Genomic DNA, 14999 nt, shown 5'->3' with positions numbered 1-14999 from the left:
ATAGGCAAGCGAAAACTTGCCTATGATGGTGGCCATGACGGAGGACGTCTTCAAGGCACTGGCCGACCCGACCCGCCGTCGCATCCTGGACGGACTGGTGGAACGGGACGGGCAGACGCTGTTCGAGATCTGCACACGGCTGACGAGCGAACACGGCCTGGGGCTGTCCCGCCAGGCGGTCAGCCAGCACCTGTCCGTCCTCGAGGCGGCGGGGCTGGTGGTTCCACGACGCCAGGGCCGCTACAAGTTCCACGACCTCAACACCGAGCCCCTGAGGCGCGTCACGGCCCGGTGGCTCACCCCCGAAGCTCCGGAGAGCGGACCATGAGAATTCACCTGACCAGCGTCTTCGTCGACGACCAGGCCAAGGCGCTGCGCTTCTACACCGACGTGCTCGGCTTCACGAAGAAGGCCGACGTCCCCCTGGGCGAGGACCGGTGGCTGACCGTGGCGTCGCCGGAGGACCCGGAAGGAACCGAACTACTGCTGGAGCCCGCCGGTCACCCGGCGGTGAAGCCGTTCACCACGGCGCTCATGGAGGACGGCATTCCGGCCGCCGCCTTCGCCGTGGACGACGTCCGGGCGGAGTTCGACCGGCTACGGGGGCGTGGAGTGCGCTTCACCCAGGAGCCGCTGACCATGGGGCCGGTGACCACCGCGGTGCTCGACGACACCTGCGGCAACCTGATCCAGCTCGTCCACAGCGCGTAGCCCCGAAGAGGGCCGCACACGGCGGCGCGCACCACTCCCGGAGGACCGGTGCGCGCCGCATGAGGGAGCGGGGCTGCCGGGGTCGGGCGGTGTCGCTCCTCGGCCAGGACGGCGGTCCGGCCGGGAGGGCGACGGGGCGCGGAGCACGCGGCGGCCACTCCACTGCTCAGGCCCGGCCCAGCGCTCCACCGTCGACGGCGCCCACGAAGGACGTCCAGGAGGCCGGGGCGAAGGCGATGGAGGGACCCTTCGGGTCCTTGGAGTCCCGCACGGCGATGCTCGCCCGGACCGGGGACCTCACCTCCACACAGGCGTTGGCTCCCGAGTAGCTGGACTTCACCCAGCCCGTGGTCCTGCCCTGCCGGATTGCCATGTCTGCTCCCGTCTTCCCCTATATCCCCCCATGTCGCGAGGGAAGGGATTCAGTGTGAGAAGCCAGTCTTCTTACTGGCACATGATCGACCGTACTCGGCCCTCAGCGATGCGGAAGGGAGCGTTCACTCGACCGTGTGGCATATACCGGGAGCGCCTGCGCAGGTAAGTCGCAGGGGTGTACTGTTCGGCCCCGCATCCACCGGTGAGCGCATACCGGCCAGCGCGCCGGGGCCCGGGCCGGAGGCACGAGGCCGGCCTCACACCGTCTCGCGGGCGTACTCCTTGGTGACGTCCTGGATGAACCCCCGGCTGTCGTCGGCGCTGAGGGCCTGGGCGCGCAGGTGCTCGTACATGACGCTGTAGCTCTGCACGTCCTGGGCCTTCTCCAGGTACAGGTCGCTCGTGACGCCCTCCAGGTAGACCACCGTGGAGTCGGCCGTGTCGGGGAACTCCAGAATCGCGTACTGACCGTTCACACCCGGGTGCGCGCCCATGGAGAACGGCATGACCTGCACCGTGACGTGCGGCAGCCGGGACAGCTCGCACAGGTGCTCCAACTGCTCGATCATCGTCTGCCGGCCCCCGACCCGGCGCCGCAGCGCCGACTCGTCGAGGACGGCCCACAACCGCAGCGGGCTGGGTGCCGAGACGCGCTGCTGGCGGCGCATGCGGACCTGTACCCGCTTCTCCACCTCGGAGGCCGACGCCTCGGGCAGGGCCCCGGCGATGACGGCCTCCGCGTACGTCTGCGTCTGGAGCAGGCCGGGGACGATCTGCGGCTCGTAGATGCGCAGGGACGCCGCTTCCGTCTCCAGGCCGATGTAGACGCTGTACGGGATGTCGCCGAAGGCGTGCCACCAGCCCTGCTGCCGCGACTCCTTGGCCATCTGCATGAGGGACTCGACTATGCGCCGGTCCTCCACCGCGTAGACGTTGCACAGGTCGCGCACGTCCCGCTGGCTGATGCTGCGGCGGCCGTTCTCCAACCGGCTGATCTTCGACTGCGAGACGAGCAGCCGGTCGGCGACCTCCTCGGCCGTCATGCCCCTCTCCTCGCGGAGCCTGCGCAGCTCCTGCCCGAGTCGCCGCCTTCTCACTGTGGGGTTGACGTTGGACGCCACGGCCGTGCACCTCCGCTGTTCGCCGAATGCTGGCTCACAGCAGAGTGCCAGTAACTGAGCGTTCGCACCCCGGCTTTGCCGGAACTCGACCACCGCCCGTAGGGGGACGCGCGCACGGGGTCGTACCCGTGTGCGGACGGTCGCGGGCAGCCCGGAGCCGGCACCCGGTGGCTGCGGGTGCCGGCTGGGCGGTCAGGTTGCGGTGCTCAGCGGACGCCGACGACGCGGACCATGCCCGCCCGCCGGGGCTGCGCGGGCACGCCTCCGGCGGACGCCACCGGGGCTCCCCGGGGGGCGGCGCCACCGCCACCGGCGGCCGCCGCGCGCCGGGAACCCGCCGCGCCGCTCTGCACGTCCATCACCGCGTGTGCGACCAGCCCGCCCATGGGGTCGTGCCGGATCAGGTCACGCAGCCGGGAACGGCACGAGCGTCCCTCGTTGCCCGGGTAGAGGTGCTTGCCCAGCCCGACGGCGTGCGCCAGCGCGGCGAGCGCGGCCGTCCGTGGGTCCGGCGGTACGCCGGTGCGGATCGCCGCGTCCAGCCGGGCCCTGATCTCACGGCTGATCGCCGTCTCGGTGGCCTGGTAGCGCGTCGTCGGCAGCACCCCGCACATCTGGCCGTTGACGGCATGGACCATGCCGCACCGCTCCAGGTGTGTGAGATACGTCTGGCGCAGCCCCAGCCGGGGCCCGCCGATCCAGTGGACGGCGCGCACGGGACTGCCGCGCCTGCGCAGCAGTTCGAGCGCGGAGTCCAGTGTCGGATCTCCGGTCGGCCGTGGCAGCACCACGGCGATACGGTCCCCATCTGGGGCTATTCGCCCGGCCAGAGCCAGCTCGACGAGCTGTGCTCCGGCGAGGCCGAGGTCTAGCGACTGCGGCTGTGCAGTGGTACCCGTGGCCGGGTCCAGAGCCAGCAGCAGCAGCTCCTCCGGAATGGTTCTGCGGCTCCTGCCCATCCATGCCTCCCCGCGTGGATGAATGACAGGGTGACCCCTCTCACAATGTTCTGTCGAGGGTGCCTGACCGCTATGTGAGGGAACCGATAGGTATGTCGTACTCGTCTAGCGGCTCGGGAGCCGGGTTGACCGCGCTGCCCGCGAGACACTGGTTCGGGTACGGAAGCGGAATTCAGGAGGCACGGTGGCGGGCGAGTCCCCCGAGAGGTCGGAGCAGCGGATGTCGTCGGGGGAGACGACGGAGGGCGGCCCGGTGGTTCCCTCGGGACGCCGCGCGGGGACCGCCGTCGATCCCCGCGGCACCTTCGGCAGGTCCGAGACGGAGCCGTCCGGCGAGGACGGCACCCGGGCCGACGCCGGGGCGCGGGCGGACGGCCCGGAACCGGACGCGGCCCCGGCGGCGGGCGGCACGGCGGCGGCGGAACCCCCCGGCCCGCAGCCCGAGGACCCCACCGGGCCCACAGCGCCCACAGAGCCCGCAGCGACCCCGGACGGCCCGGAGGCGGCCGATCCGGAGCCGCAGGCGGCCGACGGGGCCCGGGACGCCGCGGACACCGACACGCCGCCCCCGGTGGACCGTCCCACGGCGGTGATCCGCACCCCGGCGGCCTCCGAGGGCGAGGCGGACCCCGCCGACGTGGAGGCGGCCCCCGCCGACGCCGGGCCCGACGCCGCACGGTCGGACGACGGGGACACCGAGGAGGACGGCGCCCGCCCCGAGGTCGAACCGGCCGCCCCGGCCGCCGATCCCCCCACGACGGCGTTCCGCGCGGTCGCCCCGGAGCCGGCGCCGGACCCGAAGCCCGACCCGAAGCCCGACCCGGAGGCGAAGCCGGGCAGGGACGCGAAGCCGGACGCGAACGCGAAGCCGGACCCCGAGCCCGAGGCGAAACCGGACGCGGACACGAAGCCGGCCACCGAGCCCGAGGCGAAACCGGACGCGAAACCGGACCCGACCCCGGAATCCGGTGCCGGGGCGGACGGCGCGGCGAGCCGGTACGTCCCCCTGCGGCACGACGCGCGGGACGCGGCGACCGCCGAGGCGCCCGAACCGGAGCGGACGCGGCAGCAGCCGCTGCCACCGGTGCCGGGCCAGCGGGCCGTCGACCTGCTGGCGGAGCTGACGAACAGGCCCGCTCCCCCGCCGACGCCGCTGCGCACCTTCGTGCGCCGGGTGAAGATCTGGACGCCGCTGGTCGTGCTGCTGGCGATCGTCCTCGTGACGGCCCAGCTCCTGCGTCCGCTGCCCGAGCCGGGGCTGGAACTGACCGCGACGGACACGTACACCTTCGAGGGGGAGCGTCCCGAGATCGCGTGGCCCACGGAGGGCCAGGCGGCGCTCGACGTCGAGGGGCTGGGCTCCTTCGGCACGCACGGTGAGCAGAAGCCGGTTCCGATAGCGAGCGTCGCGAAGACGATGACGGCGTACGTGCTGCTCACCGAGCACCCGATGGAGGCGGGCGAGCCCGGGGCCTCGATCCCGGTCGACGCCACGGCCGAGAAGGAGGCGGGCTACAGCGAGCAGGGCGAGTCCACCGTGGGTGTCGAGGAGGGCGAAACGATCACTCAGGAGGAGGCCCTCAACGCCCTGATGATCGCTTCCGCGAACAACGTGGCCCGTCTGGTGGCCCGTTGGGACGCGGGCTCGGAGAAGGCGTTCGTCGAGAAGATGAACGCCGCCGCGCAGGACCTCGGCATGAAGAACACCACGTACACCGACCCGAGCGGGCTGCTCAAGGAGACCGTCAGCACGGCCGAGGACCAGGTGAAGCTGGGCCGCGCCGTCATGGAGATGGAGGTCTTCCGGGACGTCGTGGCCAAGCCGGCGTACACGGACCGCAACGGCAAGGAGCACGCCAACTGGAACCGGCTGGTGCCGCTGTACGGCACGGTCGGCATCAAGACGGGCACGACCACGGCCGCGGGCGGCAACCTGCTGTTCGCCGCGTACGCGGACATCGGCGGCACGCGGCAGCTCATCATCGGGGCCGTGCTGGGGCAGCATCAGCCGCCGATCATCGACAGCGTCCTGGCGGCGGGCAAGGAGCTCATCCTCTCCGCCCAGAAGGCGCTGACGGCCGAGACGGTCGTGCGCGAGGGCGACGTCGTCGGCGTCGTGGACGACGGTCTGGGCGGCCGGACGCGGCTGGTGGCGACCGAGGACGTGGAGGCCGTCGGCTGGCCGGGCCTGACGGTGCGGCTGGAGCTGGCCGAGGGCGCCGACGGCGTGCCGGGCGAGGCCGACGCCGGGACGGAGGTCGGCGTGCTGACCGTCGGCGAGGGCCCCGGCCAGGTGAAGGTGCCGGTCGCGCTCGCCGAGCCGCTGAGCGAACCGGGCGCCGGAGCGAAGCTGACGCGCGTCCTCTAGGCACCGCGCGGATGGGCCGGGGCGCGACGCCCCGGCCTGCGGGAACGGGTCCGGCCGGGGGCGGGGGCGGCGTCGTACGCTCGGGGCATGACGTCGGACCCCAGCCCCTCGCCCGCCGCCCCTCCCACCGCCAACGCGATGCGCAGGGCCCTCAGACGGGCCCGGGACGGCGTCGCGCTGGACGTCACCGAAGCGGCCGTGCTGCTGCAGGCGCGCGGGGACGACCTGGAGGACCTCGCCGCCTCGGCCGCCCGGGTACGGGACGCGGGGCTGGCGGCGGCCGGGCGACCGGGCGTCATCACGTACTCCAAGAGCGTCTTCCTCCCGCTGACGCGGCTGTGCCGGGACCGCTGCCACTACTGCACGTTCGCGACCGTGCCCGGCAGACTGCGGCGTGACGGGCACGGGATGTACATGTCGCCGGACGAGGTGCTGGACGTCGCCCGGCGGGGGGCGGAACTGGGCTGCAAGGAAGCCCTGATCACCCTCGGGGACAAGCCGGAGGACCGCTGGCCCGAGGCGCGCGCCTGGCTGGACGCGGAGGGTTACGACGACACCGTCGCGTACGTGCGGGCGATGGCGATCCTCGTCCTGGAGGAGACGGGGCTGCTCCCGCACCTCAACCCCGGCGTCCTGACGTGGACGGACTTCCAGCGGCTCAAGCCCGTCGCCCCGTCGATGGGGATGATGCTGGAGACGACGGCCACGCGGCTGTGGAGCGAGCCGGGCGGCCCGCACCACGGCTCGCCGGACAAGGAGCCGGCGGTGCGGCTGCGGGTGCTGGAGGACGCGGGCCGCTCCAGCGTCCCGTTCACCTCCGGGCTGCTCATCGGCATCGGGGAGACGCCCGAGGAACGCGCCGAGTCGCTGTTCGCGCTGCGCCGCGTGCAGCGGTCGTACCACGGGCTCCAGGAGCTGATCATCCAGAACTTCCGGGCCAAGCCGGACACGGCGATGCGGGCCACGCCCGACGCCGAACTGGACGACCTCGTCGCGACGGTGGCCGTGGCCCGGCACGTCATGGGCCCCGCCGGCTGCCTCCAGGCCCCGCCCAACCTCGTCGACGACGCCTACGCGCGACTCATCGGCGCGGGCATCGACGACTGGGGCGGCGTCTCACCGCTCACGCCCGACCACGTCAACCCCGAACGCCCCTGGCCGCAGCTCGACCTGCTGGCCGAGCGGTCGGCGTCCGCCGGGTTCGCGCTGCGGGAACGGCTGTGCGTCTACCCGGAGTTCGTCCGGCGCGGGGAGCCGTGGCTGGACCCGCGGCTGCTCCCCCACGTCACGGCGCTCGCCGACCCGGAGACGGGGCTGGCCCGGCCGGACGCGGCCGTGGTGGGACGTCCGTGGCAGGAGCCCGACGAGGTGTTCACGGCGGTCGGCCGCACCGACCTGCACCGGACCGTCGACACCACCGGCCGCACCGGGGACCGGCGCGAGGACTTCGACGAGGTGTACGGCGACTGGGCGGCGCTGCGCGAGGCCGCCGCCCCGGGCATGGTGCCGCAGCGGCTGGACACCGATGTGCGGGCCGCACTCGCGCAGGCGGCCGACGACCCCACGCGGCTCAGCGACGAGCAGGCGCTCGCCCTCCTGCACGCCGACGGGCCCGCCCTGGACGCGCTGTGCCGCGTCGCCGACGCGCTGCGCCGCGACGTCGTCGGGGAGGAGGTGAGCTACGTCGTCACGCGGAACATCAACTTCACCAACGTCTGCTACACCGGCTGCCGGTTCTGCGCCTTCGCGCAGCGCCGCACGGACGCCGACGCCTTCACGCTCTCGCTCTCCCAGGTCGCGGACCGGGCGGAGCAGGCCTGGGACGTGGGGGCGGTGGAGGTCTGCATGCAGGGCGGCATCCACCCCGACCTGCCCGGGACCGCGTACTTCGACCTCGCCCGCGCCGTGAAGGAGCGGGTGCCGGGGCTGCACCTGCACGCCTTCTCCCCGATGGAGATCGTCAACGGCGCCTCGCGCACCGGCCTGTCGGTGCGCGAGTGGCTGAGCGCGGCCCGGGAGGCGGGCCTGGACTCGATCCCGGGCACGGCCGCCGAGATCCTCGACGACGAGGTGCGCTGGGTGCTGACGAAGGGCAAGCTGCCGGCGGCCACCTGGATCGACGTCGTGACGACGGCCCACGGGCTCGGCCTGCGCTCGTCCGCCACGATGATGTACGGGCACGTCGACCAGCCCCGGCACTGGCTGGGCCACCTGCGCACGCTCTCCCGCGTCCAGCAGGAGACCGGCGGCTTCACCGAGTTCGTCACGCTGCCGTTCATCCACACGAACGCGCCCGTGTACCTGGCCGGTGTCGCCCGACCCGGTCCGACGCTGCGGGACAACCGGGCGGTGACGGCGATGGCGCGCCTCCTGCTGCACCCGCACATCACCAACATCCAGACGAGCTGGGTGAAGCTGGGCGCGGACGGCGCCGCCGAGATGCTGCGGTCCGGCGCGAACGACCTGGGCGGCACGCTCATGGAGGAGACCATCTCCCGCATGGCGGGCTCCTCCTGGGGTTCCTACCGCTCGGTGCGGGACCTCATGGCCATCGCGGAGGCGGCGGGCCGCCCGGCCCGGCCGCGCACGACGACGTACGGGGAGGTCCCCGCCGAACGGGTCGCCGCCGCGGCCGCCTCCGACGGCCACCTCCCGGCGCTCCTGCCCGTCCTGGAGGAGTGAAAAGCGCTGGCGGGGATCTGCGGCCCACGGGCACAGTGGCGGGATGAGCCGTCCCGCGCCGCCTGCCCCGCCGCACGCCCCGCAGCCCGCCCCACAGCACGTCCCGCAGGCCCATGGGGCGTAGGCCGCCCGCCCGGGTGCGGAGCGGGCTGCGCCGACGGCCGCGCCCGGGGGAGAGCCGGGCCGTCGTGCCGGGGCTCTCCGCGCGGGCCGTGGCCGACGTCGCGCGGGTGGAGGAGCGGCACCTGGCGCCGGGGGCGACGTACGCCGCCTGGCGCGGCTGGCGGGCGCTGGTGCACGGAGCCCGGGGGCGCGTGATCTACCCGAACTGGGAGGTGCTCGGCTGCCCCTGCTGCTCCAGCCGCGAGGAGCGGGCCACGTTGGAGCGGGTGACGCGGGCGCTGCCGCCCCGCTCGGCGCGTGAGCTGCGGGTGGTCCTCGCCCCGCTGGACGCGGCGTACCTGGGGGTCACCGTGCCGGACCCGTACGCCGCGCCCGGTGCGCCGTGGTGGGAGCGGCGGATCGGGCACGCCTGAGGCCCCGCCGGACTCCGCCACCCGTTCGGACGGGTCGATTACAGTGCCGCGTGCAGGGGGAAGGCGACCGGCGGGGAGGGCTTGGTGGACGGTACCGGTGGGGCCGTGTGGGGGCGGGCCGAGCAGCAGGCGTTCCGGAGTCGGGTGCGGGGGTGCCTGCTCGGCGGGGCGATCGGTGACGCGCTGGGCGCGGGCATCGAGTTCGACTCGCTGGCCGCCGTCCGGGACCGGCACGGGGCGCAGGGCGTCACGGACTACGTGCCCGCCTACGGCCGGCGCGGCGCGGTGACGGACGACACGCAGATGACCCTGTTCACCGTGGACGGGCTGATCCGGGCGCACGTGCGGCGGGACACGGGGGCCTGGCACCCCCCGACGGACGTGCACGCCGCCTACCGCCGGTGGGCGGCGACGCAACGCGACTGGGGGCCGGACGAGCGCAAGCACGAGGACGGCTGGCTGGCCCGCGAGGAGTGGCTGTACTCCCGGCGGGCGCCGGGCAACGCCTGCCTGTCCGGGCTCGCCGACGACCGGATGGGCACGCTGGAGCGGCCGAAGAACCCGGAGTCGAAGGGGTGCGGGACGGTCATGCGGTCGGCGCCCTTCGGGCTGCTGGTCGGCTGGGAGCCGCAGCTGGTGTTCCAGCTCGCGGTGGAGTGCGCGGCTCAGACCCACGGGCACCCCACGGGGTACCTGTCGGCCGGTGCGTTCGCGGTGATCGTGCACGCGGTCACGCGCGGCGACTCGCTGGACGGCGCGGTGCAGCAGGCGCTGGCCCAGCTCGCCGCCCATCCCGGGCACGACGAGACGACTGACGCGCTCCGGCGGGCGCTGGGCGCGGTGCGCCAGGGGATGCCGAGCGCCGAGCGGGTGGAGTCCCTCGGCGAGGGCTGGGTCGCGGAGGAGGCGCTGGCGATGGGCGTGTACTGCGCCCTGGTCGCCGAGGACGTGCGGCACGGGCTGCTGCTGGCCGTCAACCACGGGGGCGACTCGGACTCGACCGGTTCCGTCTGCGGCAACCTGCTGGGCGCGCTGCACGGGGAGACGGCGCTGCCGCCGCACTGGGTCGTGGAGCTGGAGGGCCGGGCGACGATCCTCCAGCTGGCGGACGACTTCGCGATGGAGATGACGCAGGGCTCCGCGCTGCACACGCCCGCGACCCCGGCCGCCACACCCGGCTGGCTCCAGCGCTACCCACGCGCCTGACGCGCGCCGCCCGACGCGCGCCGCCCGGCGGGCCCGCGCGCGTGTGGGCGAAACGGAGTAGTGCCGTCCGCCCCGAGTGGGCGGTTCCCGTGAACTCCTGACGATCCGTGCGTTACCTCCGGACGGTTGTGGGAACACCGTGGCGAGCGCCCGTGTGCCGACCCGGGCGTCCGGCCGGCCGGAGGGAGTGGACGCTGCGTGCTGGGGCTGGTGGTGCTGCACCTCGGCTGTGCGGCCGCACTGCCCGCCCTGACCCGGTGGCTGGGCCGGGCGGTGTGGGCCGTGGCGGCCGTGGTGCCGCTGGCCGCGCTGGTCTGGGCCTTCGCGCAGGCCGGTCCCGTGCTGGACGGCGACGCGGTGACGGAGCGTCTGGCCTGGGCACCGGCCCTCGGTCTGGAGCTGGCGTTCCGGCTGGACGGGCTCGGGCTGCTGATGGTCTCGGTGGTCGGCGGCGTCGGCGTGGCGGTGCTGGCGTACAGCGCGTACTACTTCCGGCGGGACACCGGCCGTGAGGCGGGGCTGCTGCTGGCGTTCGCGGGCGTCATGTTCGGCCTCGTGGTGGCGGACAACCTGTTCCTGCTCTACCTGTTCTGGGAGCTGACGAGCGTCGCCTCGTTCCTGCTCATCGCCGGGCGGGGGCGCGGGCCGGAGCACCGCAGGGCGGCGGAGCAGGCCCTGCTGGTGACGGTCGCGGGCGGCCTGGTGATGCTCCTGGGCTTCGTGATGCTCGGTCAGGCGGCCGGGACGTACACGCTCTCGGAGATCCTGGCCGACCCGCCGCGCGGCGGAGTCGTTCCGGCGGCCCTGGTCCTCGTCCTGGTCGGCGCGTTCGCCAAGTCGGCCCAGTACCCGCTGCACAACTGGCTGCCGGCGGCGATGGTGGCGCCGACCCCGGTGAGCGCCTACCTGCACGCGGCGGCGATGGTCAAGGCCGGCGTCTACCTGGTGGCGCGACTGGCGCCCGGGTTCGCGGAGGTGGCTCCGTGGCGGGAGCTGGTCCTGCTCGTCGGACTGTTCACGATGGTGGCCGGGGCCTGGCAGGCGCTGAAGGAGACGGATCTCAAGCGCCTGCTGGCCTACGGGACGATCAGCGAGCTGGGCCTGCTGGTCGCGCTGCTGGGCGTCGGGACGCGGACGGCCGCGCTCGCCGGAGTGCTGACGCTGCTCGCGCACGCCCTGTTCAAGTCGGCGCTGTTCATGGTCGTGGGCATCCTGGACCACCAGTGCGGCACGCGGGACCTGCGGGAGCTCTCCCGCGTCGGGGCGGCCCTGCCCGGGCTGCTGGTCGTCGCGCTGCTGGCGGCGGCGTCGATGGCGAAGCTGCCCCCGTTCGTCGGGTTCCTCGGCGAGGACGCGGGCTTCGAGGCGTTCCTGCACGACGCGTTCGCCGGGCACGGCTGGGCGCTGGCCGCGCTCACGGTCGGTTCGCTGCTCACGGTGGCCTACACGGCCCGCGCGGTGTGGGGGGCGTTCGCGGGCAAGCCCGGGGTGGCGGCGAGCGGGCCGCAGCGTCCGGCCGCCGGCTTCGTGGCGCCCGCAGCCGCGCTGGCCGGGCTCGGCCTGGCGACCGGGCTCGCCTACCCCGCCACGGCCGCCCTCACCACGGCGTACGCCGACCTCTACCCGCACTCCGGTAGCGGCACGCCGTACGAGCCGGCGCTGTGGCACGGCTTCACCCCGGCGCTGGGCCTGTCCGCGCTGACGCTGCTCGGCCTGGCCGTGCACGCCGCCCGGGACCGGCTGGCGGCCGTGACGGCCCGGCTGCCGCGGCTGCCCGACGGGGAGCGGGCCTACCGGAGCGCGCTGGTCGGGCTGTTCGAGGGCGCGGTGTGGGTGACGCGCCGCACCCAGGTCGGTTCGCTGCCGCTGTACCTGACGGTCATCCTCGTCACCGTCGTGGCGCTGCCGGGCGTCGCGCTGCTGCTGACGGCGCCGCCGCTGGACGGGGTGCCGATGTGGTGGACGCCCCTGGAGGTGCCGCTGGCGGTCGTCGTGCTGACGGCGGCCGTGGCCGCGACGCTCATGCGGAGCCGACTGACGGCCGTGCTGGTGACGGGCGCCGTCGGGTACGCCGTCGCCGCGCTGTTCGTCCTGCACGGTGCGCCGGACCTGGCACTGACGCAGTTCCTCGTCGAGTCGCTGACGCTGGTGATCGTCGTCCTGGTGCTGCGGCGGATGCCGACCCGCTTCACCCCGGCCGAGCAGGCGCCGAGGGCGCGCCGGCTGCGGGCGGCGGTGGCCCTGGCGGTGGGCGGCTTCGTCGCCGCGTTCGCCGTCGTCGCCTCGCAGGCCCGGCGGGGTGAGGCGGTGTCGGTGGAGTACCTGCGGCGGGTGGGCGAGACGGGCGGGGAGAACGTCGTCAACGCGATCATCGTCGACTTCCGCGCCCTGGACACGCTCGGGGAGATCTCCGTGCTGCTGGTGACGTCCATCGGGGTCGCGAGCCTGGTGCGGGTGTGGCGCGGCGCCGCCGCCGAACCGGCCTCGGCCGGCGGCGCCGGTCCCTCGCGCCCCGCCCCGGGTCCGGACGCCGCCCCGGAAGGTGGCGAGGAGCCCCGGGCCGTCTCCTGGGACGCCCCGCACGAGCGGTGGCTGCCCGGGGCCGGGGACCGCGCCGGCGCGGAACGCTCGGTGCTGATGGAGGTCGTCACCCGGCTGCTGTTCCCGTCCGTCGTCGTGCTCTCCCTCTTCCTCCTCTTCTCCGGCCACTACCGGCCCGGCGGCGGCTTCGCGGGCGGGCTGGTGGTCGCGCTCGCCTTCGTGCTGCGCTTCGTGGTGGGCGGACGGGCCGACCTCGCAAGGGCGGCGCCCGTGGACCCGGCCGTCGTCGCCGGGGCCGGGCTCACCCTGGCGACGGTCACCGGCACGCTGCCGCTCGCCTTCGGCTCACCGGCGCTGACCAGCACCCCCTGGGAGCTGCACCTGCCGCTGGTGGGCGCGGTGCACTCGACCACCAGCCTGTTCTTCGACATCGGGGTCTACCTGCTGGTGGTGGGCGTGGTGCTGAAGCTCCTCGCCGCGTCCGGCAGCGCCCAGGGCCCCGCCCGTCCGGCGTCCGGGAGGGGTGGCCGGTGAAGACGCTCGACCTGACGATGGCCCTCGTCGTGGGCGGCCTGTTCAGCACCGGGGTGTACCTGCTGCTGCAACGCTCCCTGATGCGCGCGCTGCTGGGGTTCATCCTGCTGGGGCACGGTGCGAACCTGCTGCTGCTCGTCGTGGGCGGCCCGCCCGCCGCGCCGCCGATCGTGGCCGAGGGCGAGTCGCCCGACCCGCAGGTGTACGCCGATCCGCTGCCGCAGGCCATGGCGCTCACGGCCATCGTCATCACCTTCGGCGTGACCACCTTCCTGCTCGCCCTGGCCTACCGCTCCTGGCTGCTGTCCGGGCACGACGAGACGCAGGACGACGTGGAGGACCGCCGCATCGGCACGGCCGCGGAACGGGCCGACGTGGAACCGGCCCCGGCGGCCCGGCCGGACACCCCCGAGCGTGAGGAGGACGGCGGATGACGACGCTCGTCGCCCTGCCGGTCCTGCTGCCCGTCCTGGCGGCGGGCCTCGTGCTGGCGCTGACCGGACGCACCACGGCGCAGCGGGCGCTGACCGTCGCGGTGCTGACGGCCGTCCTCGCCGACGCCGTCGTGCTGCTGGTCCGGGTGGAGCGGGACGGGCCGGTGGTGATGGAGGTGGGCGGCTGGCCTCCCCCGCTGGGCATCGTCCTCGTCGCCGACCTGCTGGCGGCGCTGCTCCTGGTGGTGGCGGTGCTGGTGGCGCTGGCGGTGCTGCTGTTCGCCGTCGGCCAGGGCAGGGCCGACCCCGAGAGCACCCTGGCCATGCCCTTCCACCCCTCCTACCTGCTGCTGGTGGCGGGGCTGGGGCTGGCGTTCCTCGCCGGTGACCTGTTCAACCTGTTCGTCGCCTTCGAGTTGATGCTGGCCGCCTCCTACGTGCTCATCACCCTGAACGCGGGACGGCCGCGCGTGCGGGCGGGGATGACGTACGTGATGACGAGCCTCACCTCGTCGCTGCTCTTCCTGACCGCCGTGGCCCTGGTGTACGCGGCCACCGGCACGGTGAACCTGGCGGACCTGGCCGCGCGGACGGAGGGGCTGCCCGAGGGCGTGCGGGCGGCCCTGAGCCTGCTGCTGTTCGTCGTCTTCGGCATCAAGGCGGCCGTCGTGCCCCTGCACTTCTGGCTCCCGGACAGCTACCCGACCGCGCCCGCGCCCATCACCGCCGTGTTCGCGGCGCTGCTGACGAAGGTCGGCGTGTACGCGATGGTGCGGGTGCAGACGCTGCTGTTCCCGCGTGAGGACCTGTGGTGGACGGCGGCCGTCGTCGCCGTGGCGACGATGCTCGTCGGGCTCCTCGGAGCCGTCGCCCAGGACGACGTCAACCGGCTGCTGTCCTTCACCCTGGTCGGCCATGTGGGGTACATGCTCTTCGGACTCGCGCTGTTCGACGTCGCCGGGCTCGCCGGAACGATCCTCTACGTCGTCCACCACATCATCGTGCAGGCGTCCCTCTTCCTCGTCGCGGGCCTGGTGGTGGTGGCGACGGGCACCGCGTCGCTGTCCCGCATGGAGAAGGGCGACAAGGACCACGTCGTGCCGCCGGGGGTGGGCCTGCTGTTCGCCGTCGCCGCCCTCAGCCTCGCGGGCATCCCGCCGCTGTCCGGCTTCGTGGCGAAGTTCGCGCTGCTGCGGGCCGCCGTGGCGCACGGCGGTGCCGGGGCGTACGCGCTCGCCGCCGCCGCGCTGCTGACGAGCCTGCTCACCCTCTACGCCATGGTCCGGGTGTGGCGTGCGGCGTTCACCGGCCCGGCGCGACAGGCCCCGGAGGAGAGGGGCGGCGGGCCCGGGCCCGCCGGGCGGTCGAGCTCGGTCCTGACGGTCGCGGCGACGGTCTGCACGGTGCTGGCCGGTCTGACGGTGACGGTCGGCGCGGGTCCGCTGGCCGACCTCAGCGAACGCGCGGCGGACGCGCTGGTGCACGGCGACGTCTACCGCGAGGCCGTGCTCGGACGGTCGCGGTGAGCGGGG

General features: G+C 74.3%; 12 protein-coding genes. 9 read left to right on the top strand and 3 right to left on the bottom strand.

What is annotated here, in order from left to right:
* Positions 1–34: 34 nt before the first annotated feature.
* Both V6D49_RS16790 and V6D49_RS16785 read left to right on the top strand, forming a co-directional pair.
* Complete coding sequence (locus V6D49_RS16790; RefSeq protein WP_340560687.1) at positions 35–328, top strand: ArsR/SmtB family transcription factor; 294 nt, start codon at positions 35–37, stop codon at positions 326–328.
* Positions 325–711 carry a VOC family protein gene (locus V6D49_RS16785; RefSeq protein ID WP_340560685.1) on the top strand — a complete coding sequence of 129 codons (387 nt, stop codon included), beginning with the start codon at positions 325–327 and terminating at the stop codon, positions 709–711. The genes V6D49_RS16790 and V6D49_RS16785 overlap by 4 nt, the downstream gene beginning before the upstream one ends.
* 166 nt (positions 712–877) lie before the next feature.
* Here V6D49_RS16785 and V6D49_RS16780 read toward each other — a convergent pair whose 3' ends face one another.
* The 3 genes from V6D49_RS16780 to V6D49_RS16770 all read right to left on the bottom strand — a co-directional run bounded on the left by V6D49_RS16780 (position 878) and on the right by V6D49_RS16770 (position 3166).
* Complete coding sequence (locus V6D49_RS16780) at positions 878–1084, bottom strand: DUF397 domain-containing protein (RefSeq protein ID WP_340560683.1); 207 nt, start codon at positions 1082–1084, stop codon at positions 878–880.
* Positions 1085–1343: 259 nt separating this feature from the next.
* Positions 1344–2207, bottom strand: a complete 864-nt coding sequence (locus V6D49_RS16775) for a helix-turn-helix domain-containing protein (RefSeq protein ID WP_340560682.1) — start codon at positions 2205–2207, stop codon at positions 1344–1346.
* A gap of 206 nt (positions 2208–2413) precedes the next feature.
* Positions 2414–3166 carry a GOLPH3/VPS74 family protein gene (locus V6D49_RS16770; protein ID WP_340560681.1) on the bottom strand — a complete coding sequence of 251 codons (753 nt, stop codon included), beginning with the start codon at positions 3164–3166 and terminating at the stop codon, positions 2414–2416.
* 184 nt (positions 3167–3350) lie between these two features.
* Between V6D49_RS16770 and V6D49_RS16765 the strand changes: the two genes are divergently transcribed.
* The 7 genes from V6D49_RS16765 to V6D49_RS16735 all read left to right on the top strand — a co-directional run bounded on the left by V6D49_RS16765 (position 3351) and on the right by V6D49_RS16735 (position 14993).
* A complete protein-coding gene (locus V6D49_RS16765) occupies positions 3351–5534 on the top strand; it encodes a D-alanyl-D-alanine carboxypeptidase (protein ID WP_340560679.1) in 2184 nt (727 codons plus the stop codon).
* Positions 5535–5621: 87 nt separating this feature from the next.
* The gene (locus tag V6D49_RS16760) at positions 5622–8216 is read left to right on the top strand and encodes a bifunctional FO biosynthesis protein CofGH (protein WP_340560677.1); all 2595 of its coding nucleotides are present in this window, start codon (positions 5622–5624) and stop codon (positions 8214–8216) included.
* Between the two features lie 113 nt (positions 8217–8329).
* The gene (locus tag V6D49_RS16755) at positions 8330–8752 is read left to right on the top strand and encodes a hypothetical protein (RefSeq protein WP_340560675.1); all 423 of its coding nucleotides are present in this window, start codon (positions 8330–8332) and stop codon (positions 8750–8752) included.
* Positions 8753–8836: 84 nt separating this feature from the next.
* Entirely contained in the window at positions 8837–9958 is a 1122-nt protein-coding gene (locus V6D49_RS16750) for an ADP-ribosylglycohydrolase family protein (RefSeq protein WP_340560672.1), read from the top strand.
* 198 nt (positions 9959–10156) lie between these two features.
* Positions 10157–13033 carry a Na+/H+ antiporter subunit A gene (locus tag V6D49_RS16745; protein WP_340560671.1) on the top strand — a complete coding sequence of 959 codons (2877 nt, stop codon included), beginning with the start codon at positions 10157–10159 and terminating at the stop codon, positions 13031–13033.
* Complete coding sequence (locus V6D49_RS16740; protein WP_340560670.1) at positions 13030–13467, top strand: Na(+)/H(+) antiporter subunit C; 438 nt, start codon at positions 13030–13032, stop codon at positions 13465–13467. The genes V6D49_RS16745 and V6D49_RS16740 overlap by 4 nt, the downstream gene beginning before the upstream one ends.
* Positions 13464–14993 carry a Na+/H+ antiporter subunit D gene (locus V6D49_RS16735; protein WP_340560668.1) on the top strand — a complete coding sequence of 510 codons (1530 nt, stop codon included), beginning with the start codon at positions 13464–13466 and terminating at the stop codon, positions 14991–14993. The genes V6D49_RS16740 and V6D49_RS16735 overlap by 4 nt, the downstream gene beginning before the upstream one ends.
* The last annotated feature ends 6 nt before the right edge of the window (positions 14994–14999 follow it).

It is taken from the genome of Streptomyces sp. GSL17-111, from assembly GCF_037911585.1.
GTDB lineage: Bacteria > Actinomycetota > Actinomycetes > Streptomycetales > Streptomycetaceae > Streptomyces.
This window is presented reverse-complemented; position numbering and strand designations above follow the sequence as displayed.

Coding starts and splice junctions, on each gene's coding strand:
- V6D49_RS16790 (WP_340560687.1), top strand. CDS start 35: ATGACGGAGGACGTCTTCAAGGCACTGGCCGACCCGACCCGCCGTCGC.
- V6D49_RS16785 (WP_340560685.1), top strand. CDS start 325: ATGAGAATTCACCTGACCAGCGTCTTCGTCGACGACCAGGCCAAGGCG.
- V6D49_RS16780 (WP_340560683.1), bottom strand. CDS start 1,084: ATGGCAATCCGGCAGGGCAGGACCACGGGCTGGGTGAAGTCCAGCTAC.
- V6D49_RS16770 (WP_340560681.1), bottom strand. CDS start 3,166: ATGGGCAGGAGCCGCAGAACCATTCCGGAGGAGCTGCTGCTGCTGGCT.
- V6D49_RS16760 (WP_340560677.1), top strand. CDS start 5,622: ATGACGTCGGACCCCAGCCCCTCGCCCGCCGCCCCTCCCACCGCCAAC.
- V6D49_RS16755 (WP_340560675.1), top strand. CDS start 8,330: ATGGGGCGTAGGCCGCCCGCCCGGGTGCGGAGCGGGCTGCGCCGACGG.
- V6D49_RS16735 (WP_340560668.1), top strand. CDS start 13,464: ATGACGACGCTCGTCGCCCTGCCGGTCCTGCTGCCCGTCCTGGCGGCG.